The following is a 26,600-nucleotide window of genomic DNA, read 5'->3' on the forward strand; positions in this document are numbered from 1 at the left end:
TTGAAACGACACACGTTAAGTGTGTTCGGGTCTCTCAAATTTTCACAACGCGAAGTGAAACAGCTTCGGGTTGTGAGGTTAAGCGACTAAGCGTACACGGTGGATGCCCTGGCAGTCAGAGGCGATGAAGGACGTGCTAATCTGCGAAAAGCGCCGGCGAGGTGATATGAACCCTTGACCCGGCGATGTCCGAATGGGGAAACCCAGTGTGTTCCGACACACTATCGTTAGCTGAATACATAGGCTAACGAGGCGAACCGGGGGAACTGAAACATCTAAGTACCCCGAGGAAAAGAAATCAACCGAGATTCCCCCAGTAGCGGCGAGCGAACGGGGAGCAGCCCGGAGTCTGAATCAGCTTGTGTGTTAGTGGAAGCGTCTGGAAAGTCGCAGGGTACAGGGTGATACTCCCGTACACGAAAGCACACATGCTGTGAACTCGAAGAGTAGGGCGGGACACGTGGTATCCTGTCTGAATATGGGGGGACCATCCTCCAAGGCTAAATACTCCTGACTGACCGATAGTGAACCAGTACCGTGAGGGAAAGGCGAAAAGAACCCCGGCGAGGGGAGTGAAAAAGAACCTGAAACCGTGTACGTACAAGCAGTGGGAGCATCCTTCGGGGTGTGACTGCGTACCTTTTGTATAATGGGTCAGCGACTTATATTCTGTAGCAAGGTTAACCGTATAGGGGAGCCGGAGGGAAACCGAGTCTTAACTGGGCGTTAAGTTGCAGGGTATAGACCCGAAACCCGGTGATCTAGCCATGGGCAGGTTGAAGGTTGGGTAACACTAACTGGAGGACCGAACCGACTAATGTTGAAAAATTAGCGGATGACCTGTGGCTGGGGGTGAAAGGCCAATCAAACCGGGAGATAGCTGGTTCTCCCCGAAAGCTATTTAGGTAGCGCCTCGTGAACTCATCCTCGGGGGTAGAGCACTGTTTCGGCTAGGGGGCCATCCCGGCTTACCAACCCGATGCAAACTGCGAATACCGAGGAATGTTATCACGGGAGACACACGGCGGGTGCTAACGTCCGTCGTGAAGAGGGAAACAACCCAGACCGCCAGCTAAGGTCCCAAAGTCATGGTTAAGTGGGAAACGATGTGGGAAGGCACAGACAGCCAGGATGTTGGCTTAGAAGCAGCCATCATTTAAAGAAAGCGTAATAGCTCACTGGTCGAGTCGGCCTGCGCGGAAGATGTAACGGGGCTAAACCATGCACCGAAGCTGCGGCAGCGACACTATGTGTTGTTGGGTAGGGGAGCGTTCTGTAAGCCTGCGAAGGTGTGCTGTGAGGCATGCTGGAGGTATCAGAAGTGCGAATGCTGACATAAGTAACGATAAAGCGGGTGAAAAGCCCGCTCGCCGGAAGACCAAGGGTTCCTGTCCAACGTTAATCGGGGCAGGGTGAGTCGACCCCTAAGGCGAGGCCGAAAGGCGTAGTCGATGGGAAACAGGTTAATATTCCTGTACTCGGTGTTACTGCGAAGGGGGGACGGAGAAGGCTATGTTGGCCGGGCGACGGTTGTCCCGGTTTAAGCATGTAGGCGGAGGTTCCAGGTAAATCCGGTACCTTGTTAACGCTGAGGTGTGATGACGAGGCACTACGGTGCTGAAGCAACAAATGCCCTGCTTCCAGGAAAAGCCTCTAAGCATCAGGTAACACCAAATCGTACCCCAAACCGACACAGGTGGTCAGGTAGAGAATACCAAGGCGCTTGAGAGAACTCGGGTGAAGGAACTAGGCAAAATGGTGCCGTAACTTCGGGAGAAGGCACGCTGATATGTAGGTGAAGCCCCTGCGGGTGGAGCTGAAATCAGTCGAAGATACCAGCTGGCTGCAACTGTTTATTAAAAACACAGCACTGTGCAAACACGAAAGTGGACGTATACGGTGTGACGCCTGCCCGGTGCCGGAAGGTTAATTGATGGGGTTAGCGGCAACGCGAAGCTCTTGATCGAAGCCCCGGTAAACGGCGGCCGTAACTATAACGGTCCTAAGGTAGCGAAATTCCTTGTCGGGTAAGTTCCGACCTGCACGAATGGCGTAATGATGGCCAGGCTGTCTCCACCCGAGACTCAGTGAAATTGAAATCGCTGTGAAGATGCAGTGTACCCGCGGCAAGACGGAAAGACCCCGTGAACCTTTACTATAGCTTGACACTGAACACTGGTCCTTGATGTGTAGGATAGGTGGGAGGCTTTGAAGTGTGGACGCCAGTCTGCATGGAGCCGTCCTTGAAATACCACCCTTTAATGGCTGGTGTTCTAACGTGGACCCGTAATCCGGGTTGCGGACAGTGTCTGGTGGGTAGTTTGACTGGGGCGGTCTCCTCCTAAAGAGTAACGGAGGAGCACGAAGGTCAGCTAATCCTGGTCGGACATCAGGAGGTTAGTGCAATGGCATAAGCTGGCTTGACTGCGAGAGTGACGGCTCGAGCAGGTGCGAAAGCAGGTCATAGTGATCCGGTGGTTCTGTATGGAAGGGCCATCGCTCAACGGATAAAAGGTACTCCGGGGATAACAGGCTGATACCGCCCAAGAGTTCATATCGACGGCGGTGTTTGGCACCTCGATGTCGGCTCATCACATCCTGGGGCTGAAGTAGGTCCCAAGGGTATGGCTGTTCGCCATTTAAAGTGGTACGCGAGCTGGGTTTAGAACGTCGTGAGACAGTTCGGTCCCTATCTGCCGTGGGCGCTGGAGAATTGAGGGGGCTGCTCCTAGTACGAGAGGACCGGAGTGGACGCATCACTGGTGTTCGGGTTGTCATGCCAATGGCACTGCCCGGTAGCTAAATGCGGAAGAGATAAGTGCTGAAAGCATCTAAGCACGAAACTTGCCCCGAGATGAGTTCTCCCTGACTCCTTGAGAGTCCTGAAGGAACGTTGAAGACGACGACGTTGATAGGCCGGGTGTGTAAGCGCAGCGATGCGTTGAGCTAACCGGTACTAATGAACCGTGAGGCTTAACCTTACAACGCCGAAGCTGTTTCGGTGGGTTTGAGAAGATTTTCAGCTGATACAGATTACAGAATTTGCCTGGCGGCTGTAGCGCGGTGGTCCCACCTGACCCCATGCCGAACTCAGAAGTGAAACGCCGTAGCGCCGATGGTAGTGTGGGGTCTCCCCATGCGAGAGTAGGGAACTGCCAGGCATCAAATTTAGCGTGCTGATATGGCTCAGTTGGTAGAGCGCACCCTTGGTAAGGGTGAGGTCCCCAGTTCGACTCTGGGTATCAGCACCACTTTATACTTAGGTTAAAGTTCGGCAAGAAGTAAAAGAATTTGTCTGGCGGCTGTAGCGCGGTGGTCCCACCTGACCCCATGCCGAACTCAGAAGTGAAACGCCGTAGCGCCGATGGTAGTGTGGGGTCTCCCCATGCGAGAGTAGGGAACTGCCAGACATCAAACAAGTGAAAAGGCCATCCGAAAGGATGGCCTTTTTGCATTTCTGCGCCACAAAAGCCATGGCCCGACGCGTACAGCGCCGCCGGGCCAATCAACATTAGTGGATAACCTGCGACAAAAACGCGCGCGTACGTTCTGATTTGGGGTGGGAGAAGAACTCTTCCGGCGGTGCCTGCTCGACAATTTCTCCGCGATCCATAAAGATCACCCGGTCCGCCACGGTTCTGGCGAAGCCCATCTCGTGCGTGACGCAGAGCATGGTCATCCCAGATTCCGCCAGGCCTATCATCGTATCCAGAACCTCTTTCACCATCTCGGGATCGAGCGCTGAAGTCGGCTCATCAAACAGCATTATTTTAGGTTTCATGCACAGAGAGCGGGCGATGGCCACGCGTTGCTGCTGACCGCCCGAGATCTGTCCCGGAAACTTATGAGCGTGTTCAGCAATGCGTACCCGCTCCAGATAGTGCATGGCAAGTGCTTCAGCTTCTTTTTTTGGCATCTTACGGACCCAGACAGGCGCCAGAGTACAGTTTTGCAGAACGGTCAGATGAGGGAATAAATTAAAATGCTGGAAGACCATGCCCACCTCCTGGCGAACACGCTCAACGTTGCGGATGTCGTCATTCAGCTCGATCCCATCCACCACAATCCGGCCTTGCTGATGCTCTTCCAGATGGTTGATGCAGCGGATCGTTGTTGATTTACCCGAGCCTGAAGGCCCACAAAGGACAATACGCTCGCCTTGTTTCACCTTCAGGTTAATGTTTTTCAGCACATGAAATTGCCCGTACCACTTATTCACATTATCCAGGGTAATCATCGCGTCAGCGGGGGTCATAGTTATCTGGCTCATAGGTTCCTCAGTGCGGTGTACGCCCGGTGTTAAAGCGCTTTTCCAGATGCTGGCTGTAGCGCGACATGCTAAAACAGAAAATCCAGTAGATAAGTGCTGCAAAAACGTAGCCTTCTGTCGACATGCCCAGCCACGCCGGGTCGACGGTAGCCTGCTGCACGCTACTGAACAGATCGAATAATCCAATGATGATCACCAGACTGGTGTCCTTAAACAGCGCAATGATGGTGTTCACCAGGCCCGGGATCACCAGCTTCAGCGCCTGGGGAAGGATCACCAGTCCCTGCGTTTTCCAATAACCCAGCGCCAGCGATTCGGCTGCTTCATACTGGCCCTTGGGGAGCGCCTGCAATCCGCCGCGCACGACCTCGGCGACATAAGCAGACTGGAACAGAATGACGCCGACCAGGGCGCGGATCAGCTTGTCGATGGTAGTGCCTTCCGCCATAAACAGCGGTAGCATCACGGAAGACATAAAGAGCACGGTGATAAGCGGAACGCCGCGCCAGAACTCGATAAAAATTACCGAGAGGACGCGCACGACCGGCATGGTTGAGCGGCGACCCAGCGCCAGTAAAATCCCTAATGGCAATGCGCCGGCAATCCCTACCGAGGCGATAATGAGCGTCAGCGTCAGACCGCCCCACTGGCGGGTTTCAACGCGATCCAGCCCCAGCACGCCGCCATACAACAGTCCCCAGACGAGCAGGGTATATATCACCGCCCAACAGGCGATGTATCGTCCCCGATGGGGTAGCCTCTTCCAGAACATGGGAACGACAGAGAGCAGCCCGATAACCAGCGCAAGGTTGATGCGCCAGCGCTGATCGTGGGGATAGAGCCCATACATAAACTGGCCGAAGCGCTGATGAATAAAGACCCAGCAGGCTCCCTCTTTTGTGCAATCGGCACGGGTGGTACCGATCCAGTTAGCCTGCAAAAATGCCCAGTTGAGCAGCGGAGGGATAAGCTCCCACATCAGCCAGAAGCAGAACAGGGTGAGCAAACTGTTGCTCCAGCTGGAGAACAGGTTTTTACGAGCCCAGTTAATGATGCGTCCGTTGCCGGTAGTGGCCGGACGCGCAGGGTGAGACAAGACCGCTTTTGTCATCATGGTTCCTTAGCGTTCAACCAGCGCGATACGACGGTTGTAGATATTCATCAACAGTGAAATGGTCAGGCTAATAATCAGGTAGACCGACATCGTAATGGCAATGGTTTCTATTGCCTGGCCGGTCTGGTTAAGAACGGTTCCGGCAAACAACGAGACCATATCGGGATAGCCGATCGCCGCCGCGAGAGAGGAGTTTTTCACGATGTTGAGATACTGGCTGGTCAGCGGAGGGATGATCACCCGTAAGGCCTGGGGGATGATGACCTGGCGCAGAGTGACCGGATTGGGAAGCCCAAGGGAGCGAGCAGCCTCATGCTGACCATGGGGAACGGCCTGAATACCGGCGCGAATAATTTCTGCGATAAAGGCCGAGGTATAGATGGAGAGCGCCAGCGTCAGGGCGGCCAGCTCCGGGATCAACACCATGCCGCCGCGGAAGTTAAACCCCTTCAGCTGCGGAACATCCCAGTGCATTGCCGGGCCAGCTATTGTATGCGCCAGCCACGGCAGGATCACCACTAAAGCCAGGGTGACGGGCCAGGTGCGCCGTAGCTGGCCGGTTTTAATCTGATGCATGCGATTGTAGCGAAACAGCGCAACCGAAACGCCAATTACGCACGCCAGCGCGGCCAGCAATGCCAGCATCCCTTCGGCAATTTGCGGCGCGGGGATATAGAGACCACGGTTGCTTAAAAAGGCCAGATCGAACGCATCCACCGCCTGACGGGGGCCAGGCAGGTTGCGCAGGACGGCGAAATACCAGAAGAAGATCTGCAGCAGCGGGGGAATGTTACGGAAGGTCTCGATATAAAATGTGGAGAGCTTACGCAGCAGCCAGTTATCCGAGAGACGCGCGAGTCCGAGGAAAAAGCCCAGCAGAGAAGCAAACACAATGCATAATGCTGAAACCAGCAGGGTATTCATCAGGCCGACAAGGAATACGCGGCCATAGGTATCGCCTTCACCGTAATCAATTAAGTGCTGAACAATGCCAAACCCTGCACTACGGTCAAGGAAGGCAAAGCCCGACGTAATGCCGCGTGTGCTGAGGTTGGTAACAGTGTTGTGGAACAGGTAGATCGCGACGGCCAGGACAGCGAGAACAGCGAGGATCTGAAACAGCCAGGCGCGAACCGCAGGATTAGAAAAGGAGAGGGCTCCTTTCAGGGCTAAGCGGCGATGGAACATATAAAACCTCGGGTAACCATGACTCTGGACTGGGCACTGCGCTGGCAGTGCCCGTTACAGCAAGATGCTTAGCGTACTGGCGGCGCGTATTGAATGCCGCCATTGTTCCAGAGGTTGTTCTGCCCACGGCTGATCTTCAGCGCGCTCTCAGATCCAACGTTACGCTCGAAGATCTCCGCGTAGTTACCCACCTTTTTAATGATGTTGTACGCCCATTTATTATCCAGCTTCAGATCCTTGCCGTAATCTCCTTCTTTGCCCAGCAGATGGGCCATATCAGGCGTGGCCGGATTAGCCGCCTTCTCATCGACGTTCTTCGAGTTGACACCCATCTCTTCCGCGTTGAGCATGGCGAACAGCGTCCAGCGAACGACAGCGTTCCATTCATCATCCCCGCGACGGACGACCGGCCCCAGCGGCTCTTTGGAGATCACTTCTGGCAGGACGATCCATTCCGCCGGATTGCTCAGCTTGATCCGCAGCGCATAGAGCTGAGACTGATCCGAGGCCAGGGTATCGCAGCGGCCGGACTCCAGCGCTTTGGCGGATTCGTCAGAGCGGTCAAAGGTCACTGGCGTATATTTCATGTTATTGGCTTTGAAATAGTCGGCGACGTTCAGCTCAGTATCCGTACCCGCCTGAATACAGACGGTGGCACCATCCAGCTCTTTCGCACTTTTGAGGCCCGCTTTATTGTGCGTCAGGAAACCAATGCCGTCGTAATAGGTCACACCGGTGAAGGTCATTCCCATCCCGGCATCACGGGATGAGGTCCAGGTGGTATTACGCGAAAGCATATCCACTTCGCCGGATTGCAGGGCAGTAAAGCGCTCTTTCGCCGTCAGCGGGGTATATTTCACTTTGGTGTCGTCACCGAATACCGCAGCGGCAACGCCACGGCACACGTCGACATCAATACCGGAGAACTTACCGTTGGCGTCGGCGTAAGAGAAACCCGGCAGACCGTCACTGATCCCGCATTGCACAAACCCTTTTTGTTTAACTGCATCCAGAGTGGCACCCGCCTGAGCCTGGCCGGTCATTGCAATGAGCACTCCTGCAGCGGCGAGGCTGGCCATCATCATCTTTTTCATAATGCATCCTGTGTAGCGAAAAATTATCGTTATAGTGAGGCGTTTATAAACGCTTTAACCTGTCTGTGGCTGTGGCCGACGTGAATAAAGCAAACGTAATGCCAGCTTTTGCTTTCAACGTAATAAGGGATTACACAACGCGTAAAGCAGGATGCAGGCAGTGATAATTAAATCGAGCGCCCTGAAATGGTGCGAAATTACAATCTGCGCCACAAATCAGAGCAAAATATGGATGGGTAAAGGGATAAATAAAACGGAGGGTTAATAGCGGGAAAATAGAAAGAAAATAAGATGTGAGCCCATTCAGGCTTATTTGTTCATCTGCAATGGAAAAGCAAAAGCGCGGACGGATCCGCGCTTCCTGGATTACTTGGACACGGCAATGATACCCAGTGTCAGGCCAGCTAAAGCCGCTGCGCCACCTGCGATCGCCCCCGCGGTTTCCCAGTTATCCTGCGTGGTGCCTTTCATACAGGTATTGGTGTGAACCAGTCTGCCCTGATCGTCGTATACCGGTACGCACGGTGAGTCATGTGCACAGCCCGCAAGCAACGTGGCAAGGAGTGCAACCGAAATGAATCTTTTCATGGTGTTACCTCAAAATGAAATCTAACTTTGCGATATAACCAGTAACGACTTCTGCAAAGCTGGAGGCTATTTTACCACCGCTTCAAAATCGCCATGAAACGTCAATAATCTCAAATTATTTGGATTGTAAAAAATATGGAGAAATGGTCATTCTTGCGGGGCAATAATGGAGAGAATGAGGAGAGAGACAGCGTAAATAGTCGAATGCTGAAAAACGTAAGCAAACAATTCATTGGACCGCTAATCAATAAGGTAAATAAATAGTAAGGCTAACTCCCTGTTTATTATCATAAGAAAAGGCGCCGAAGCGCCTTTACTCATTACTGCTCTGAATGACGCGTAAAGCGTCGCCGCACTACCACAAAGAAGACCGGCACAAAGAAGATTGCCAGCAGGGTAGCTGAAAGCATACCGCCCATCACGCCGGTCCCCACGGCGTTTTGCGCGCCGCTGCCCGCTCCGTGACTGATGACCAGCGGCAACACGCCAAGGATAAATGCCAGCGAGGTCATGAGGATGGGACGAAGGCGCATGCGTGATGCCTCCAGCGTGGCTTCAATAATCCCTTTCCCCTCTTTCTCCATCAGATCCTTAGCAAACTCGACAATCAGGATGGCGTTCTTTGCCGACAGACCAATGGTGGTGAGCAGCCCCACCTGGAAGTAGACGTCATTATTCAGCCCACGCAGGGAAGCGGCCAGCAGGGCGCCAACCACCCCTAATGGCACCACCAGCATCACCGAGAAAGGAATCGACCAGCTCTCATACAGCGCCGCCAGGCAGAGGAACACCACCACCAGCGAGATGGCATACAGGGCAGGCGCCTGGTTGCCGGAGAGCCGTTCCTGATACGACATGCCTGTCCAGTCGTAACCGATGCCGGTTGGCAGTTTCGCCGCCAGTTTTTCCATTAGCACCATGGCTTCACCGGTACTCTTGCCGGGCGCGGCTTCCCCGAGGATCTCCATGGAAGGGCTGCCGTTATAGCGCTCCAGGCGCGGTGAGCCATAGATCCAGTGCGACTGGCTGAACGCGGAGAGCGGCACCATTTCACCGTTGGCGCTGCGGACATAGAGGCGATTAATATCCTCCGGCAGCATCCTGAAGTGGGCATCCGCCTGGACATAGACTTTCTTCACCCGGCCACGGTCGATGTAGTCATTGACATAGGTTCCCCCCAGCGCGGTGGAGATGGTCTGGTTGATGTCCGACACGCTCACGCCCAGCGCCTGCGCTTTCTCCTGATCGATATCCAGCTTGAACTGCGGGGTATCTTCCAGCCCATTGGGTCGTACACGCACCAGCATATCGCTGTGCTCTTTGATCATGCCCAGCAGCTGGTTTCGCGCCTGCGTCAGCTGGTTATGTCCCAGGTTGGCCTGGTCAATCAGTTCAAAATCGAAGCCCGTTGCGGTGCCCAGTTCGATAATGGCGGGCAGGTTGAACGGGAAGACCAGCCCGTCTTTGATCTGACTAAAGGCCCGTGTTGCCCGGCTGACGATGGCCCCAACGCTGTTTTCCGCACCCGGGCGCTCCTCCCAAGGCTTCAGGCTGATAAACGCCACCCCGGCGTTTTGCCCCTGGCCGCTGAAGCTGAAGCCGTTAACGGTAAACACCGATTCTACGTTGGCCTTCTCATTGTTGAGGTAGTAGTGCTCAACCTGATCCAGCACCTTCTGGGTGCGGCTTTGCGTCGCGCCCGCCGGGAGCTGCACCATCGTCATAAACACGCCCTGATCCTCTTCCGGCAGGAAGGAGGTGGGCAGACGCAGGAATAGCACCGCCATGCCGCCGACAATCAGGACATAGACCACCAGGTAGCGGCCCGTCTTACGCAGAATATGGCTCACGCTGTTGCTGTAATGGGCCACGCTTCTGTCGAACAGGGCATTAAACCAGCCGAAAAAGCCGCCTTTGTTCTCATGATGCTCGCTGGGAGCTTTCAGCAGGGTGGCACACAGGGCAGGAGTCAGAATCAGCGCCACCAGTACCGAGAGGGCCATCGCCGAAACAATGGTCAGAGAGAACTGGCGATAAATCGCCCCGGTGGAGCCGCCGAAAAAGGCCATCGGGATAAATACCGCTGAGAGCACCATGGCGATGCCGACCAGCGCCCCCTGAATTTGCGACATCGATTTTTGCGTCGCCTCTTTAGGCGGGAGTTTTTCCTCCACCATCACGCGCTCGACGTTTTCCACCACCACGATGGCATCATCCACCAGCAAGCCTATTGCCAGCACCATACCAAACATGGTCAGGGTGTTTATCGAGAAGCCAAACGCCGCCAGCACCGCAAAGGTGCCCAGCAGAACCACCGGCACGGCAATGGTCGGGATGAGCGTGGCCCGCAGGTTTTGCAGGAACAGGTACATCACGAGGAAGACGAGAATGATGGCTTCAAACAGCGTCTTGACCACTTCATGAATAGAGATCTTCACGAACGGCGTGGTGTCATAGGGGTAGACCACCTTCAGCCCCTGCGGGAAAAAGGCTTGCAGCTGCGCCAGTTTGCTTTTAATCGCCGCGGCGGTATCCAGCGCGTTGGCACCGGTAGCGAGCTTAATACCGAGCCCGGTTGCCGCCTGACCATTGATTTTGGTCACCATGTTGTAGTTTTCACCACCTGGCGCAATGCGGGCGACATCTTTCAGATGCACCATCGACCCGTCCTGGTTGACCTTCAGGGTGATGTTGCCAAACTCCTCTGCGGTTTTCAGGCGCGTCTGGGCGATGATGGAGGCGTTGAGCTGCTGGCCCGGCACCGACGGCGTTCCGCCGAGCTGGCCGGCGGCAATCTGGTTGTTCTGGGTTTTTAACTGGTTAATCACATCCAGCGGCGTTAACTGATAGGCGTTCAGCTTATTCGCATCCAGCCAGATACGCATCGCATACTGGGCGCCAAACAGCTGCACATCGCCCACCCCGGAGGTGCGGCTGATAGCATCCTTGACGTTAGAGGCGACATAATCCGAGATATCTTCCTGGCTCAGGTTCTTATTGTCCGAGACAAAACCGGCCACCAGCAGGAAGCTGCTGCTCGACTTCTCCACGCTAATCCCTTGCTGCTGCACTTCCTGCGGCAGTAACGGCATGGCCAGCTGCAGCTTGTTCTGCACCTGTACCTGAGCGATATCCGGATCGGTTCCCGACTGGAAGGTCAGGGTGAGGGTAACACTGCCCGCTGAATCGCTGGTGGAGGACATGTACATGAGGTTATCGATACCGTTCATGTTCTGCTCGATAACCTGGGTAACCGTATCCTGCACCGTCTGGGCATCCGCGCCGGGATAGGTCGCCGAGATAGCCACTGCAGGCGGCGCAATGGTGGGATACTGCGCCACCGGCAGCTTGAGGATCGCAAGCCCGCCCGCCAGCATCAGGATAATGGACAGCACCCACGCAAAGATTGGGCGCTGAATAAAGAAGTTAGCCATGCTCTGTTCCTTATCCCACTTTCTGCGCAGCGGTGTCCGGCGTTGCCACCACCGCGACGCCAGGACGTACTTTTTGCAGCCCGCTGATAATCACCCGGTCGCCTTCCTGTAGGCCGTCTGTAACCAGCCATTGATCGCCAATTGCCTGAGGGGCGACAACGTTACGGGCTTCAACCTGATTTTTACTGTTGACCACCATCACGCTGGCCTCACCGCGTGGGGTGCGCGTAACGCCCTGTTGTGGAACCAGAATGGCGTGCGGCTGGGTGCCTTCATTAATGCGCGCGCGGACAAACATGCCGGGCAGCAGGATATGTTGCGGGTTGGGGAAGATAGCCCGCAGGGTGATGGAGCCGGTGCTCTCATCCACGGTGACATCTGAGAATTGCAGCGATCCTTTTAATGGATAGGGCTGACCGTTCTCCATCAACAGCTGTACGCTGCTGGTGCCTTCGCCGGTCTGCAGGCTGGACTGCTTGAGACGCATAAAATCGTTGCTGGACTGTGTAACATCGACATAAATCGGATCAAGCTGCTGAACCGTTGCCAGCGCTGTGGCCTGTCCGTTCGCGACCAGGGCACCTTCGGTGACGCTGGATTTACCGATCCGCCCGCTGATAGGCGATGTCACTTTGGTGTACGCAAGGTTGATGCACGCGGTTTCGACGGCGGCTTTGGCCGCAATCACCGAGGCATCAGCCTGACGGGCATTCGCCACTGACTGATCGTACTCCTGTTTGCTGACGCACTGCGTGCCGACCAGGGGTAAATAACGTTTTACCGTCAGGTGAGCAATGCTGGCGGCAGCCTGGGCTTTTGCCAGTTCCCCCGACGCACTGTCAAATGCGGCCTGATAAGAGGCGGGATCGATCTGATACAGCGACTCACCAGCTTTCACATCGCTGCCTTCAGTAAAGTTGCGCTTCAGTACAATGCCGCTGACCTGCGGGCGAACCTCGGCGACGCGATAAGCATCGGTCCGACCAGGCAGTTCGGTGGTCACCTCCAGCGGCGCACTCTTCACGACATGCACCACGACCTGGGGTGTCGGCGGCTGCTGCGCCTGGCCTGCATGATCATCACAACCCACAAGCAATGCGGCACCGATGATAAAACCGGATAAGGGTAAAAACCTGAAATTAGGCGTCATGACTATTCCTTCAAAATCATCAATCCGCATTAACCGACATGGTTAAGCGTTAAATAGAGGTAAACGGAAAAGGGCGGGCGCCATAATAAAGAATGGCCGTGCGGGTTTTTGATTTATAAGTGCGGAGAATGAACTGAGGATAAAAAAAAGAGCAGCGAGCGAGCGTAAACAATGATATAGCACGTCCGGCTATGCATTGCTGGCTGTTTTGCTTTAGATGCATTCATGTAGTTTATGAATTGAATGCCTGGTAAATATCATCATGGTTTATAAGTTAGGTGAGTTAACTTTTTTTGTTCATATTTATTTTCCTGACTGATGGATAATTCCTGCTCCGACGATTAGTGTCGTTGTTTAATAAAAGTAATCAATTCGTTAAATGAGTGATTTTCTATGGGGCGCAAAACCAAGGCCGAGGCGCAGAAGACACGCCAGTTATTGATTGAGGCGGCAATAGAGCAGTTCGCCACACGGGGTGTCGCCAACACGACGCTGACGGATATCGCCGATGCTGCCTGCCTGACACGGGGAGCCGTTTACTGGCATTTCACCAGTAAAGCCGAGATATTTAACGCTATCTGGCAGGAGCAACGCCCGCTGCGCGAGATTATTCGCGGTCAGCTGTCGCAGGCAGAAGAGAGCGATCCCTTATTCACTTTGCGTGAGCAGTTTGTTACCGCTTTGCAATATATTGCCCAGGATCGGCGCCAGCGGACCTTATTGCAGATCCTGTATCACAAATGTGAATTTGATGAGGATATGATTTCAGAAAACCAAATTCGCGAAAGGATTGGATTCAATTATGAAAACGTCCGTGAAATATTGCAGAGAGGCATTATGCTTGGCAGCATCTCCGCGCAGATCAATATCGACACGACGTTAATTGTTTTGCATGGCTTTTTTTGCGGGCTGATTAAAAACTGGTTAATGAGCCCGGAACACCTGGATCTCTACCGGCAGGCCCCGGAACTGGTCGACAATATTCTCTCAACGTTGCCGATAGCCCATAGAGAATACGACACCGCCTCATAGCGGCATCGCGTCAGATTTGCTGCGTCAGCATGGCCTGCGGATCGCGGCTCAGAGCGTTGATAGCTTGTGCCGTGACGGGTTTACCCAGCAGATAGCCCTGTAGCGTATGACATCCCAGATTGGTCAAAAAGGTCTGCTGCTCCTCGGTTTCCACCCCTTCGGCAACCACCTTCAGATTGAGCGTTTTTGCCAGCGCAACAATGGCGGAAACGATGGTTGCATCATCATCCGTGCTGTTGAGATCTTTCACAAACGCCCGATCAATTTTCAGCTCGCAGGCGGGCAACTTTTTCAGGTACAGCAGGCTGGAATAGCCGGTGCCAAAATCATCGATCGAGGCTTTTACCCCGGCCTGAGTCAATTCAGTCAGCACCCGGACACTCTCATCGGGGTTATTCATGGCCGTGGTTTCGGTCACTTCCAGAATCAGGGTATGCGGCGGAATGCAGTGTCGCGCCAGGCTGCCCATCACCGTCTCAACCAACTGGGGCTGTTCAAACTGCAGCGTAGAGAGGTTCACCGCCATCGACCATTCAGTATGGCCGTCAAGATGCCATACGCGCAGCTGGCGGCATGCTTCATCAATTACCCAGTTGCCGATAGGAATAATCAGCCCGCTTTTTTCTGCCAGCGGCAGGAACTGGTCGGGAGATAACAAGCCCTGGACAGGATGTTGCCAGCGCAGCAGGGCTTCAAAGCCGACAATGGGGCCCATCGGCGCCTGGAACTTAGGCTGATAGACCAGATGCAGCTCCTTGCGCTCCAGCGCCAGCCACAGATCGTTCATTAGCTGTAGCTGATTTTGCGCCAGGGTATTCATCGACGGCTGGAAGAAGTGATAGCCGTTACGCCCCATGTGCTTGGTGTGATACATCGCCGCATCGGCGTTAAACATCAGTTCGCGCTGGTTTTTGCCGTCATGGGGATAAATAGCGATGCCTACGCTAAGGGTCACTACCACATCGTACAGCTCAAGGCTGAAAGGCTGATCGATAACGTGCACCAGCGAGCTGGCGAGTGATGCGGCATCGTTCGGGGAGTCGATCTCGGCCAGCAGCACAAACTCGTCGCCACCAATACGGGCGAGGGTGTACTGGCCCTTCAGGGGCTGTTCCAGACGCTCAGTCACGGCAACCAATAGCTTATCGCCTGTATCATGGCCGTAGGCATCGTTAACAGCTTTGAAGCCATCCAGATCCATAAACAGCAGGGCAAACAGCTTGCCTTCGCGATCGGCTTTGTTGATCGCCTGCTCGAGACGATCTTCCAGCAGTACGCGGTTCGGCAAGCGGGTCAGCGTATCGTGCAGCGCCAGCTGGGCCAGCTCGCGGTTGGCTTCCGCCAGCGATGAGGCGAGAAGGGAGGTACGGGCCTGCAGCCGGGCATCAAACATAGAAACCAGCAGCGTAATACCCAGAATAGAGAGCGCCACAACGCTCACCAGCACCGCCAGCCAGCTGCCGTTCACCCCCTGATGATGCATATGCACCTGAAGCGGAAACTGGGCCGCTTTCATGCCGGTGTAGTGCATGCCCGCAATCGCGATGCCCATCAGCACGGCAGCGCCCGCACGCATCAGCGCGACCTGGGCGGCATCCCGCCGTAAACGGAACGTCAGCCACAGGGCGGCCAGCGAGGCGAGGAGGGCGATAACCACCGACAGCGCAACCCAGCGCATATCCCAGACGATAGCGGGCGCTACCTGCAGGGCTTTCATGCCGGTGTAGTGCATCGCCACGATACCGGTCCCCAGGATCACCGCGCCGGTAAACAAGCGGCGTTTGCGTAAATGATCGCGGCTCACCAGCCAGAGGGCAAACAGCGAGGCGCCAATGGCGATCAGCATGGAAAGACCTGTTTTGGGCAGGTCGTAGTTCATCCGCATGGAGATATCCATCGCCAGCATGCCGATAAAATGCATGGCCCATATCCCGATACCCATGGCGATCCCCCCGCCCGTCAGCCAGATATGTGCCGCGACGCCGGTACTGCCGGCAACCCGCCCTGCCATATTCAGCGCGGTATAGGATGCAAGAATGGCGACAACAAAGGAGATAACCACAAGAAGTTGGTCATATTGGCTAACCAGCATGATCTCATCAACTCATACGCAGTGGGGTATTACGTGATACCGGGTGAGACGGGCTGAGACATTATCATCCAACAGAGATGCCTCAAAGGTTTTTAAAACCGCACATTTTTCGAGGAAAAGCAGGCGTTTAATCCAGATCCGAGCAATTAACCAGCTTAAGCGGATTAACCGAATTCATGTTGCGGCATTGGTCCGTTTCCGTAGACATCAACTCAATCCACTGCATTAACAGCGCATCGAAAAGGAAAACGCTAATCGCGAAGACGACTAACCACCAATACTTACGGATCATTCGGAATTTCCGGGGACAATTGACAAGAGTGCAGGAAATATACACGAAAAATAGCGGCTGAGAAGTGGGCTGAGAGATGTTTACGTTTCGGGGGATAATGGTGTGAGAAGCGTTAAAAAACGAGGGAAGGCCAGGCATAAAAAAAGGCGCTTCCCCATGCCGGTTCGCGCCTTTTTAAACAAGCATTTAGCTAATCGAAATTAGTTCATGCCGTATTTTTTCAGTTTCTTACGCAGCGTACCACGGTTGATGCCCATCATCAGAGCAGCACGGGTCTGGTTACCGCGGGTGTATTGCATCACCATGTCCAACAGGGGCTGTTCAACTTCAGCCAGTACCAGCTCATACAGGTCGTTAACGTCCTGACCATTCAGTTGAGCAAAATAGTTCTTCAGTGCCTGTTTAACCGAGTCACGCAGGGGCTTTTGAGTTACCTGGTCCTGAGAGTTAACGGTGGAAACGGTCAGTACGTCAGAATTTACGCGTTGTTCGAACATAGTTCTGTCAGCTCTTTATTTCATTACGCAAGATTTTCGAAGTATGCCTCCAACGCCTCCAGCTGTTCGCTGGCATCCTCTATGGCGTTGAATGTGCGCCGAAACTGGTCATCCGGAGCGTGTTCCTGGAGATACCAGGATACGTGTTTACGCGCAATTCGGTACCCTTTAGCCTGACCATAAAAGTCGTGCAGTTCCCGAATATGTGCGCATAGCAAGTGCTTAACCTCTGCCAGCGGCAGCGGGGCAAGCAACTCCCCAGTGTCCAGATAATGCTGGATTTCCCGAAAGATCCAGGGTCTTCCCTGAGCTGCACGTCCTATCATCAGAGCATCAGCCCCTGTATAGTCGAGCACAGCTCTGGCTTTAAGCGGGTCAGTAATGTCGCCATTCGCGATAATCGGAATGGAAACTTTCTGCTTAACTGCCCGAATGCTGTCGTATTCAGCTTCACCGTTGAACAAACAGGCGCGGGTGCGTCCATGTATGGTCAGGGCCTGAATGCCACAGTCTTCGGCCAGTTGGGCAATCTCTACACAGTTACGGTGATCCGGCGACCAACCCGTGCGAATCTTTAACGTAACAGGAACGTCCACTGCGCTGACAACCGCGGTCAGGATTGACTTCACCTGATCGGGGTATTGCAGAAGGGCTGAACCTGCAAGCTTGCGATTCACCTTTTTGGCCGGGCATCCCATATTGATATCAATAATCTGGGCGCCACTTTCCACGTTGATACGCGCGGCATCTGCCATCTCTTCAGGCACGCTCCCGGCGATTTGCACGGTGCGGATACCTGGTTCGTCAATGTGCACCATCCGAAGACGGGATTTATCGCTTTCCCAAACCTGCGGGTTAGACGACATCATCTCTGAAACGGTTAATCCTGCTCCCATCTCATAGCACAGCGTCCTGAATGGTCGGTCGGTAATACCTGCCATAGGTGCTGCGATCAGGCGATTTCTGAGCTGGTGGTTTCCGATGCGCATGAGTTAAGAAATGACCATACTGTGACTGCAAGGCGGCGTATCTTACGCATTTTTTGCACGAGATGAAAGGCCAAACTTTGAACAATCCCCTGTTGCAGATCATGGAATCACAGGCAAAGCTATTGCTGTGTAAATATAATTTATTTAAATCATGCATTTAATGAATTATGCTGTTTTTATGACCGCTTACAATTTCCCAAAACTTCTCGTTTATTCTTAATGAATGAAACCTCCCGGCGAGATAATCTGCTGTTTTTAACAGCAGATTTCCCCTGTTCTTTGCGATCTGCGTCGCATTTTAGAACATCATGTCAGGACCGGGATTGTGCATTATTCAACCACAATACGACCATGGAGCGACTGTACCGGGCGGTTATTATTGTGGTGCAGCGTATGACGGAATTTTTCCAGCTGTGTGGCCGAGAGCGTCAGGGGATGCTTCATGACTATCCAGGTCACGCCTTCAGAGCAGGGCGGGGTGGTCAGTGAACCGCTAAAACGCCAGTAGGTTTTATCCGCTGGCAGCAGAGGTAATGCTGCCAACTTACTGATTTAGTGTATGATGGTGATTTTAAGGTGCTTGCGTGGCTTCCATTTCCATCAGATGTCCTTCCTGCTCCGCTACTGAAGGCGTGGTGCGTAACGGCAAAAGCACTGCCGGACATCAGCGCTATCTCTGCTCTCATTGCCGTAAAACATGGCAACTACAGTTCACTTACACCGCCTCTCAGCCCGGTACGCACCAGAAAATCATTGATATGGCCATGAATGGCGTCGGATGTCGCGCCAGTGCACGCATTATGGGCATTGGCCTCAACACGGTTTTACGTCACTTAAAAAACTCAGGCCGCAGTCGGTAACCTCGCGCATACAACCGGGCAGTGATGTGATTGTCTGCGCTGAAATGGACGAACAGTGGGGCTACGTCGGTGCTAAATCACGTCAGCGCTGGCTGTTTTACGCGTATGACAGGATACGGAGGACGGTTGTGGCGCACGTCTTCGGTGAACGCACTCTGGCCACACTGGAGCGTCTTCTGAGCCTGCTGTCGGCTTTTGAGGTGGTGGTATGGATGACGGATGGCTGGCCGCTGTACGAATCACGCCTGAAGGGAAAGCTGCACGTTATCAGCAAGCGTTACACTCAGCGCATTGAGCGACATAACCTGAATCTGAGACAACATCTGGCAAGGCTGGGACGGAAGTCACTGTCGTTCTCAAAATCGGTGGAGCTGCATGACAAGGTCATCGGGCATTATCTGAACATAAAACACTATCAGTAAGTTGGAGTCATTACCGGCAGCAGATGGTCCAGATCCAGATGTTCTGTTATGGCGGTCGACTCTTCCGGCTGCGCAGGCATGGCGCGCCACAGTTTTTCCAGTTGCGGATTGGCGGCCCCTTGCTCAAACATCACGGCGACGACGGCGATCTCACCTTCGTCATTCTTGTGTACCAGATGCATTTCCATCGCGTATGTTTTGCCCTGCACAGTGTTTTCACTGGGGGCATGGAAGTGGAACTGCTGTAGCATCCACTTTTTACCGTCGAGGGTAATGCTGTCCTGGGTATTGATTTTTTCGCCTGCCTGAATGGTATGGCCGTTGTTAATCAACGTGGCCGGGCCGTCCGTATAGTGAGTGACCAGCGGGTTGAGGTGGGCTTTCAGCGTTGAGTCAATATTGATGGGGGATTGATTCATCCCGGTCCGGCAAGTCTTCCAGGCTTCATCCAGCTCGCCCCAGTGCTCGGGGGCGCCTTCCCCTTCGTAACTCCAGTGTGAAGCGTATCCTGAAGCGGACATGATACTCAGTGTCAGTAGCGCGGCCTTGCCAATACGTCTGGTCATAATATTCTTCCGATGAATTGTATGTAAAATAAGACATATACTTCGAAGGGATATTATTACGAGGCTAAGCGCTTGTAAACGCGGTAAAAACTGCGTGGCCTGAACGGCCACGCGGCAGGATTACTTCTTACAACCCGTAATACGGCACCACTCCTCTTTCTCAACCACCGGGTCAAGAGCGAAAAGATCGGCGTAGGCTTCGCATACGCTTTCTGCCTGGCTGGCAAGAATACCGGAAAGGCCCAGCAGACCGCCCTCAACGGGCAGCACGCTGATTAACGGTGCCAGCTCACGTAACGGGCCAGCCAGAATGTTCGCGACCACCACGTCCGCTTTCATGGCTTGCGGCTGGTCATTCGGCAGATAAAGTTCAAGACGATCGGAGACACCGTTGCGTTCGGCGTTATCGCGACTGGCCTGAATCGCCTGCGGATCGATATCGATCCCAATCGCTTTTGCCGCACCCAGCTTCAGGGCCGCGATGGCGAGGATCCCGGAACCGCAGCCAAAGTCGATCACCGTCTTGCCATCCAGATCCAGGCTATCCAGCCACTGCAGGCACAGAGAGGTGGTCGGGTGAGTACCGGTACCAAACGCCAGGCCCGGATCGAGCATCACGTTTACCGCATTTTCATCCGGCACGTCTCGCCAGCTCGGGCAGATCCACAGACGCTTACCGAACTGCATCGGGTGGAAGTTATCCATCCACTCGCGCTCCCAGTCTTTGTCCTCCAGCTGTTCAATCTTGTGCGCAAAACCGGCGCCCAGCAGCGGGTGATTTTCCAGAATCGCGACCACTTCAGCCATATCAGTTTCGGCGTCAAACAGGCCGATGACGTCGGTATCGCCCCAAAGACGCGTTTCACCCGGCAGCGGTTCAAACACTGGCGTGTCATGCGTGTCCTGGAAAGTGATGGAGACCGCTCCGGCCTCCATCAGCGCATCGCTCATCTCTTCGGCGTTAGCGCCGGTCGTATTCAGTTTTAATTGGATCCACGGCATGGCAAAACTCTTTATTTATCAGTAGAAATGACGACGCTCTGTGGTGCGGGTTGACCGAAACGGTTCCCTACCACAAACGCCAGCAAACTTAGCAGTAACGAAGGCACAATCGGATGGAAGCCCAGGTACTGAATCTTAAAGGTGGCGAGCACGGCATAGAGTACGCCGCCGACAATCATCGCGCTCAGGGCACCGGCCGCGTTGGCACGCTCCCAGTAGAGCCCCAGCACCAGCGGCCAGAGGAACACTGCTTCCAGGCCACCAAACGCCAGCAGGTTCAGCCAGATGATCATCTCAGGCGGTCGCCACGCGGCCAACAGCAGCAACGTACCCAAAACCAGGGTGATGACGGCAGACATCCGCTTCAGGCGGCGCTCGTTGGTCATCTGATCCGGGCGCATGTTCAGGTAAAGATCTTTAATGATCGTAGCGGAACTTTGCAGCAGCTGGGCGTTAATTGTCGACATGATCGCCGCCATTGGCGCGGCGAGGAAGATCCCGGCAGCAAACGGCGGTAGCACTTTCACCATCAGGGTAGGGATCACCAGATCCGGCACGGTTAAGTCAGGTATTACCGCCCGGCCCAGCGCGCCCGCAAGGTGCATACCGAACATCAGGATCGCCACCACGACAGTGCCGATGATAATCCCCCGGTGTACCGCCTTGCTGTCTTTATAGGAGATGCAGCGCACGGCGGTATGGGGTAAACCAATCACCCCGAAGCAGACCAGCACCCAGAAGGAGGTCATAAAGGTTGGCGACAGAATGTCGTCTGCACCCTGCGGCGAAACCAGTTTCGGATCGATGGCCTGCAATGTTTCTACCGCGTGGCTTAACCCGCCCGCCGCATGTACCACGCCCACCAGCAGCACAAGGGTGCCAATCAGCATTACCATGCCCTGCATGGTGTCGTTGAGCACGCTGGCGCGGAATCCGCCAAAGGCGGTATAGAGCGCAATACTGACCCCAAAAATCAGCAGGCCCGTTTCATAGGGGATCCCGGCAGCAGTCTCAAGCAGGCGCGCGCCGCCGATAAACTGCACGGTCATGGCACCTACGAAGGCCACCAGCAGGCTAAGGCTGGCCAGCCAGACCAGCAGGCGGCTCTGATATCGGGCAAACAGCATGTCGTTGAGGGTTACTGCATTATAACGACGCGCCAGGATAGCGAATTTCTTCCCCAGAATGCCCAGCGAGAGCCAGATGGCGGGGAGCTGGATCATCGCCAGCAATACCCAGCCCAGCCCATATTTATAGGCCGCACCCGGACCGCCAATAAAAGAGCTGGCGCTGATATAGGTGGCGGTCAGGGTCATCGCCAGCACAATACCGCCCATCGAGCGGCTGCCAAGAAAATACTCGTTCAGGAAGGTGCCCGTTGTCCGTTTGCGCATGGCATACACGGACAGACCAAAAACAATAAAAAGATACGCGACGAGCGGCAGGATCACTTCAAGCTGCATTATCGTCATCCTCCAGCGGAATATCGCGATAGATGAATTTCACCATCGCCCAGCAGAGCAGAATAAACACCAGCGGGATGAGCAGGCAGGCCATCTCAAACCAGTGCGGAAGACCGGTAATACCGATAGCAGAATCAGGTAAGTAAGCGGCCACTAACCATGCGGCGAGATAGAGAAGGGTTAGCCACAGCGCCCAGCGCGCTTCTTTATGGGCCTGAACAAAACGTTTGTCCATTTTTTGTCCCTTGTGGAAAAAGAAAGCGGGGATTGTACCTTATGGGGCCTGGCGATCCCCAGAAATAAAAAAAGGCCGGATTAACCGACCTTTTTACGCTTACGCAGGCTTATTTCTCATTGAGACCGAGTTTCTTCTCCAGATAGTGGATGTTGGTTCCACCATGCTGGAAGTTCTCGTCGCTCATGATACGCATCTGCAGATCAACGTTGGTTTTGATGCCGTCGATGATCAGCTCCTGCAGGGCATTCTTCATGCGGGCAATCGCCACATCACGGGATTCGCCGTAGCAGATCAGCTTGCCGATCATTGAGTCATAGTACGGCGGTACGGTGTAACCGGCGTAGATATGAGACTCCCAGCGCACACCAAAGCCACCCGGCGCGTGGAAACGCGTGATTTTACCCGGGCTTGGCAGGAAGGTGTTCGGGTCTTCGGCGTTGATACGGCATTCCACCGCATGGCCTTTAACCACAACTTCTTCCTGCTTGATGGAGAGCGGCTGGCCCGCAGCGATACGCAGCTGCTCTTTGATCAGGTCAACGCCGGTGATCATTTCGGTAACCGGGTGTTCAACCTGAATACGGGTGTTCATCTCGATGAAGTAGAACTCGCCGTTTTCGAACAGGAACTCGAAAGTACCCGCCCCGCGATAGCCGATATCCACACAGGCTTTGGCGCAACGCTCGCCGATGTAGCGACGCAGCTCCGGCGTGATGCCTGGTGCTGGTGCCTCTTCGACCACTTTCTGGTGACGACGCTGCATGGAGCAGTCACGTTCTGCCAGATAGATTGCGTTACCCTGACCGTCTGCCAGCACCTGAATTTCGATGTGGCGTGGGTTTTCCAGGTACTTCTCCATGTAAACCATGTCGTTGTTGAACGCGGCTTTCGCTTCCGCTTTGGTCATGGAGATAGACTGGGCCAGTTCGGCATCGCTGCGCACAACGCGCATACCGCGACCGCCGCCGCCGCCAGACGCTTTGATGATAACCGGGTAGCCAATGCGTTTTGCATGGGCGCGGTTAGCATCCATATCGTCGCCCAGTGGGCCGTCGGAACCTGGTACGGTCGGTACGCCCGCTTTCTTCATCGCGGTGATCGCAGACACTTTGTCGCCCATCAGGCGGATGGTGTCAGCTTTCGGGCCGATGAAGATAAAGCCAGAGCGTTCAACCTGCTCAGCAAAGTTGGCGTTCTCAGAGAGGAAGCCATAACCCGGGTGAATAGCCACCGCGCCGGTGATCTCAGCGGCGCTGATGATTGCCGGGATGTTCAGATAGCTTTTGACGGACGGAGCCGGGCCAATACAGACCGTCTCATCCGCCAGTAATACGTGTTTCAGATCGCGGTCCGCGCTTGAGTGCACAGCGACGGTCTTGATGCCCAGCTCTTTACAGGCACGAAGGATGCGCAGGGCAATCTCGCCACGGTTAGCGATAACAATTTTATCCAGCATGTTCGCCTCGTTACTCGATGACGACCAGCGGCTCGTCAAATTCAACCGGCTGACCACTTTCGACCAGAATCGCTTTCACAGTACCTGACTTGTCTGCTTCGATCTGGTTCATCATTTTCATGGCTTCAACGATGCACAGGGTATCGCCCACGTTAACTTTCTGGCCCACTTCGATGAACGCTTTCGCGTCCGGGCTCGGGGTGCGGTAGAAAGTACCAACCATTGGGGAACGTACGATGTGGCCACTGATTTCAGCTGCTGCTGGCGCTTCCATTGCTGGAGCCGCTGCTGGCGCGACAGCGTTAGACAGCGCTGGCTGCTGCATCATTGGCGCAGCATAAGCCTGTTGCATAACCGGGAAGCCTGCGTTTGGCGCTGCACGGCTGATGCGTACAGACTCTTCGCCTTCAGAAATTTCCAGTTCGGAGATGCCTGATTCTTCAACCAGCTCGATCAGTTTTTTAATCTTACGAATATCCATGAGTGGGTTCCGTACTCTTTGTTTAGTGTGATTGTGACAGGCGTTTTACCGCTGTCTGTAAAGCGAATGAATAACCGTCAGCCCCCAGTCCACAGATGACGCCAGTGGCGATATCCGACAGGTAGGAGTGGTGGCGGAACGGCTCCCGCGCATGCACGTTGCTGAGGTGGATCTCAATAAATGGGATGCTCACTGCCAGCAGCGCGTCGCGAATAGCAACACTGGTGTGCGTAAACGCGGCCGGATTGATCAGGATATAGTCAGTCTCGTCTTTAGCCTGATGAATGCGGTCGATGAGTGCGTACTCCGCATTCGACTGAAAATGGTCAAGTTCCACATTGAGCGCCGCGGCTTCGCTACACAGACGATTAACAATATCGGTGAGCGTCAGCGTGCCGTACTTCTCGGGTTCACGGGTGCCGAGCATATTCAGGTTCGGTCCGTTCAAAACTAAGATGTGAAACTTGTCAGCCATTGTGCCGCTATCTCCTGCGATTCTCCGGTAAAAAACAAAATATACCTTCGATGCGCGATTGTCACCCTTTCAGGCCATGAAAAACCCGTCGGGAAAACCAAAGTGGCACATTATAACGATTTCGTAGCATTTGGCAGCTAAATACTGGTCTTATCAGGGAAGATTATCAACAGGATTCGGATAAATACCCGGGAAGGTTAAACGATCTGCGGCAACAGGCACGTTTTCGTGCACTATCGCCACCATTGGCGAAACTTCTTATAACGCCATGCCAGAAGCCCCACTGCCAGCAGTGCGTAGAGGATGGGCTGTGGCGAGAGAATTTTCACTGACCAAAGGTAGTGGATGGGTGCCAGGATCGCGACAAGATAAACGAAATTATGCAGAAGTTGCCAGCGCCTTCCCAGTTTTCGCTGGGCGAACTGGGTAGAGGTGAGGGTTAACGCCAGTAAAATCACCCAGCTGACGATCCCGAGCGTCAGGTATGGACGAGTCACCAGTTCGCTCCCCAGTAGGGCCAGATTGTTGATGCCCAGTTCCAGTAACGCATAGCTGGTGAGGTGTAACGTCGCCCAGGCGAAGCACCAGAGCCCCAGAAGGCGACGGGTGCGGATCAGCAGCGGCTGTTTTGCATAGCGCGCCAGCGGTGAAACCAGCAGCGTCGCCAGTAAAAACTTCAGCGCGGTCCGGCCGGTAAAGTGCTGGATATCTTTGGCCGGATCGGCGCTAAACCCGCCATGACTGGCGGCCCAGAAAAGCCATATAAAAGGAAGTAACCCCGCAAGATGCAGGGCGATTTTCAGCCAGGTAATCTGTTTTGCCGTCAGACGCACTTAGAAAAACTCCTTTAAATCGAGGCCGCGATAGAGCGAGGCCACCTGGTCAGCATAGCCGTTAAACAGCAGCGTGGGCTGGCGTTTGACGTCCAGCGCGCCGCCTGAGCCTATAAAGCGCTCGGTAGCCTGCGACCAGCGCGGGTGATCGACGTGCGGGTTCACGTTGGCGTAAAAACCGTACTCGTTTGGTGCGGCAAGGTTCCAGGTGGTAGGCGGACGCTCGCGGGTCAGCTTGATGCTGACAATCGATTTGATCCCCTTAAAGCCATACTTCCACGGCACGGTCAGGCGGATGGGGGCGCCATTTTGCGGCGGCAGGGCTTTACCGTACACGCCGACGGTGAGCAGCGTGAGCGGGTGCATGGCCTCGTCAATCCGCAGCCCTTCCACGTAAGGGTAATCGAGTCCGCCGCCGATAAACCGGTCTTTCTGCCCGGGCATGATCTCCGGGGCGTAAAGGGTCTGGAAAGCGACATACTTCGCGTTGCTGGTGGGCTCTACCAGCGCAAGCAGTTTATGCAGCGGAAAACCTATCCACGGCACCACCATCGACCAGGCCTCAACGCAGCGCATCCGGTAAATTCGCTCTTCCAGCGGAAAACGGTTAGTCAGGTCGTCGTAATCAAGGGTCAGCGGTTTTGCCACTTCGCCGTCAATTTTCAGCGTCCAGGGATTGGTCTTCAGGCTGCCGGCGTTGGCGGCAGGATCGGCTTTATCGAGGCCAAACTCATAGAAGTTGTTATAGCCCGTCACTTTCTCTTCAGGCGTCTTCGCAAGCTGGCTTTGCCACTGGGCAGGCTGGGTAAAGGTGAGTGGTTTTCCGGGTGGCGCTTTTGGGCGATCGTTGCCCTTGAACCAGTCCAGCAGGTCGGCCTGGGCGAGGGGCGAAAGGGTCAGCGCACCAGCGCCGATCCCCAGCATCTTCAGGATCTGGCGGCGCTTGAGCATAAAAACGGATTCCGCGGTGATATCGGCTTCCGTCAGGGGTTTCACTTTCATGGCATCCTCCGTCATGCATTTTTCTAAGCATGACGGAGGTGCGGGGTTAAAGCGAATATGTC

At 54.5% G+C, this 26,600-nt stretch carries 21 protein-coding genes, 1 tRNA gene, 3 rRNA genes and 2 pseudogenes; 6 read left to right on the forward strand and 21 right to left on the reverse strand.

Going from position 1 to position 26,600, the window contains the following annotated elements:
- Nucleotides 1–76 precede the first annotated feature (76 nt).
- The 4 genes from DVA44_RS02265 (at nt 77) to rrf (DVA44_RS02280) (ending at nt 3,410) form a co-directional block, all read left to right on the forward strand.
- Nucleotides 77–2,981: ribosomal RNA gene (locus tag DVA44_RS02265) — 23S ribosomal RNA — on the forward strand.
- Nucleotides 2,982–3,045: 64 nt separating this feature from the next.
- Nucleotides 3,046–3,161, forward strand: a 5S ribosomal RNA gene (gene rrf / locus DVA44_RS02270).
- Between the two features lie 14 nt (nt 3,162–3,175).
- Nucleotides 3,176–3,251 (forward strand) — tRNA-Thr (locus DVA44_RS02275).
- A gap of 43 nt (nt 3,252–3,294) precedes the next feature.
- A 5S ribosomal RNA gene (rrf, locus tag DVA44_RS02280) occupies nt 3,295–3,410 on the forward strand.
- A gap of 101 nt (nt 3,411–3,511) precedes the next feature.
- On the opposite strand, the gene DVA44_RS02285 is transcribed toward rrf (DVA44_RS02280), so the two are convergent.
- From DVA44_RS02285 to DVA44_RS02315, 7 genes are all read right to left on the reverse strand, one after another.
- Nucleotides 3,512–4,270 (reverse strand): amino acid ABC transporter ATP-binding protein, encoded by a 759-nt coding sequence (locus DVA44_RS02285; protein ID WP_114385636.1) that lies wholly within the window; start codon nt 4,268–4,270, stop codon nt 3,512–3,514.
- Nucleotides 4,271–4,277: 7 nt separating this feature from the next.
- Nucleotides 4,278–5,381: an amino acid ABC transporter permease gene (locus tag DVA44_RS02290; RefSeq protein WP_114385637.1), complete on the reverse strand. Its 1,104-nt coding sequence runs from the start codon at nt 5,379–5,381 to the stop codon at nt 4,278–4,280.
- A gap of 9 nt (nt 5,382–5,390) precedes the next feature.
- On the reverse strand, nt 5,391–6,572 hold the full coding sequence (locus DVA44_RS02295; RefSeq protein WP_114385638.1) for an amino acid ABC transporter permease: 1,182 nt from the start codon (nt 6,570–6,572) through the stop codon (nt 5,391–5,393).
- 68 nt (nt 6,573–6,640) lie between these two features.
- Nucleotides 6,641–7,666, reverse strand: a complete 1,026-nt coding sequence (locus DVA44_RS02300) for an amino acid ABC transporter substrate-binding protein (RefSeq protein ID WP_103177249.1) — start codon at nt 7,664–7,666, stop codon at nt 6,641–6,643.
- 366 nt (nt 7,667–8,032) lie between these two features.
- The gene (locus tag DVA44_RS02305; RefSeq protein WP_114316555.1) at nt 8,033–8,254 is read right to left on the reverse strand and encodes a lipoprotein; all 222 of its coding nucleotides are present in this window, start codon (nt 8,252–8,254) and stop codon (nt 8,033–8,035) included.
- 320 nt (nt 8,255–8,574) lie between these two features.
- Entirely contained in the window at nt 8,575–11,688 is a 3,114-nt protein-coding gene (locus tag DVA44_RS02310) for an efflux RND transporter permease subunit (protein WP_114385639.1), read from the reverse strand.
- A gap of 10 nt (nt 11,689–11,698) precedes the next feature.
- Nucleotides 11,699–12,838: an efflux RND transporter periplasmic adaptor subunit gene (locus DVA44_RS02315; RefSeq protein ID WP_114385640.1), complete on the reverse strand. Its 1,140-nt coding sequence runs from the start codon at nt 12,836–12,838 to the stop codon at nt 11,699–11,701.
- A gap of 393 nt (nt 12,839–13,231) precedes the next feature.
- On the opposite strand from DVA44_RS02315, the gene envR reads away from it, so the two are divergent.
- A complete protein-coding gene (gene envR, locus DVA44_RS02320) occupies nt 13,232–13,870 on the forward strand; it encodes an acrEF/envCD operon transcriptional regulator (protein WP_114385641.1) in 639 nt (212 codons plus the stop codon).
- Nucleotides 13,871–13,880: 10 nt separating this feature from the next.
- Here the strand turns inward: envR and DVA44_RS02325 are convergent, their stop codons facing one another.
- The 5 genes and pseudogenes from DVA44_RS02325 to DVA44_RS02345 all read right to left on the reverse strand — a co-directional run.
- Nucleotides 13,881–15,962 carry a bifunctional diguanylate cyclase/phosphodiesterase gene (locus tag DVA44_RS02325; protein WP_114385642.1) on the reverse strand — a complete coding sequence of 694 codons (2,082 nt, stop codon included), beginning with the start codon at nt 15,960–15,962 and terminating at the stop codon, nt 13,881–13,883.
- A gap of 127 nt (nt 15,963–16,089) precedes the next feature.
- Nucleotides 16,090–16,254 (reverse strand): DUF2556 family protein, encoded by a 165-nt coding sequence (locus DVA44_RS02330; RefSeq protein WP_039030652.1) that lies wholly within the window; start codon nt 16,252–16,254, stop codon nt 16,090–16,092.
- Between the two features lie 200 nt (nt 16,255–16,454).
- On the reverse strand, nt 16,455–16,751 hold the full coding sequence (gene fis / locus DVA44_RS02335) for a DNA-binding transcriptional regulator Fis (protein ID WP_000462905.1): 297 nt from the start codon (nt 16,749–16,751) through the stop codon (nt 16,455–16,457).
- Nucleotides 16,752–16,774: 23 nt separating this feature from the next.
- Nucleotides 16,775–17,740, reverse strand: coding sequence for a tRNA dihydrouridine synthase DusB (dusB, locus tag DVA44_RS02340; RefSeq protein WP_039030651.1), 966 nt, complete (start codon nt 17,738–17,740; stop codon nt 16,775–16,777).
- A 330-nt stretch (nt 17,741–18,070) separates the two neighbouring features.
- Nucleotides 18,071–18,268, reverse strand: a pseudogene (locus DVA44_RS02345) (carbonic anhydrase family protein); the annotation flags it as partial.
- Between the two features lie 56 nt (nt 18,269–18,324).
- On the opposite strand from DVA44_RS02345, the gene DVA44_RS02350 reads away from it, so the two are divergent.
- A protein-coding gene (locus DVA44_RS02350) for an IS1 family transposase (RefSeq protein ID WP_225321516.1) occupies nt 18,325–19,022 on the forward strand; the annotation gives its coding sequence in 2 pieces (ribosomal slippage) (nt 18,325–18,574 and nt 18,574–19,022; 699 coding nt in all).
- Between the two features lie 14 nt (nt 19,023–19,036).
- Here DVA44_RS02350 and DVA44_RS02355 read toward each other — a convergent pair.
- From DVA44_RS02355 to msrP, 9 genes and pseudogenes are all read right to left on the reverse strand, one after another.
- Nucleotides 19,037–19,588: pseudogene (locus DVA44_RS02355) on the reverse strand (carbonic anhydrase); the annotation flags it as partial.
- Between the two features lie 120 nt (nt 19,589–19,708).
- Nucleotides 19,709–20,590 carry a 50S ribosomal protein L11 methyltransferase gene (gene prmA / locus DVA44_RS02360; protein ID WP_114385644.1) on the reverse strand — a complete coding sequence of 294 codons (882 nt, stop codon included), beginning with the start codon at nt 20,588–20,590 and terminating at the stop codon, nt 19,709–19,711.
- 11 nt (nt 20,591–20,601) lie between these two features.
- Nucleotides 20,602–22,053, reverse strand: a complete 1,452-nt coding sequence (gene panF, locus DVA44_RS02365; RefSeq protein WP_114385645.1) for a sodium/pantothenate symporter — start codon at nt 22,051–22,053, stop codon at nt 20,602–20,604.
- Nucleotides 22,043–22,288, reverse strand: a complete 246-nt coding sequence (locus tag DVA44_RS02370; protein ID WP_114385646.1) for a YhdT family protein — start codon at nt 22,286–22,288, stop codon at nt 22,043–22,045. The genes panF and DVA44_RS02370 overlap by 11 nt, the downstream gene beginning before the upstream one ends.
- Before the next feature lie 109 nt (nt 22,289–22,397).
- Nucleotides 22,398–23,747 carry an acetyl-CoA carboxylase biotin carboxylase subunit gene (gene accC, locus DVA44_RS02375; protein WP_114316561.1) on the reverse strand — a complete coding sequence of 450 codons (1,350 nt, stop codon included), beginning with the start codon at nt 23,745–23,747 and terminating at the stop codon, nt 22,398–22,400.
- A gap of 10 nt (nt 23,748–23,757) precedes the next feature.
- Nucleotides 23,758–24,228 (reverse strand): acetyl-CoA carboxylase biotin carboxyl carrier protein, encoded by a 471-nt coding sequence (gene accB, locus DVA44_RS02380; protein WP_103824968.1) that lies wholly within the window; start codon nt 24,226–24,228, stop codon nt 23,758–23,760.
- 22 nt (nt 24,229–24,250) lie between these two features.
- Entirely contained in the window at nt 24,251–24,703 is a 453-nt protein-coding gene (aroQ, locus tag DVA44_RS02390) for a type II 3-dehydroquinate dehydratase (RefSeq protein WP_114316562.1), read from the reverse strand.
- A gap of 233 nt (nt 24,704–24,936) precedes the next feature.
- Entirely contained in the window at nt 24,937–25,536 is a 600-nt protein-coding gene (gene msrQ, locus DVA44_RS02395) for a protein-methionine-sulfoxide reductase heme-binding subunit MsrQ (protein ID WP_114316563.1), read from the reverse strand.
- Nucleotides 25,537–26,538, reverse strand: a complete 1,002-nt coding sequence (gene msrP / locus DVA44_RS02400; protein WP_103824965.1) for a protein-methionine-sulfoxide reductase catalytic subunit MsrP — start codon at nt 26,536–26,538, stop codon at nt 25,537–25,539.
- Between the last annotated feature and the right edge of the window lie 62 nt (nt 26,539–26,600).

Source organism: Leclercia sp. W17 (genome assembly GCF_003336325.1).
GTDB lineage: Bacteria > Pseudomonadota > Gammaproteobacteria > Enterobacterales > Enterobacteriaceae > Enterobacter.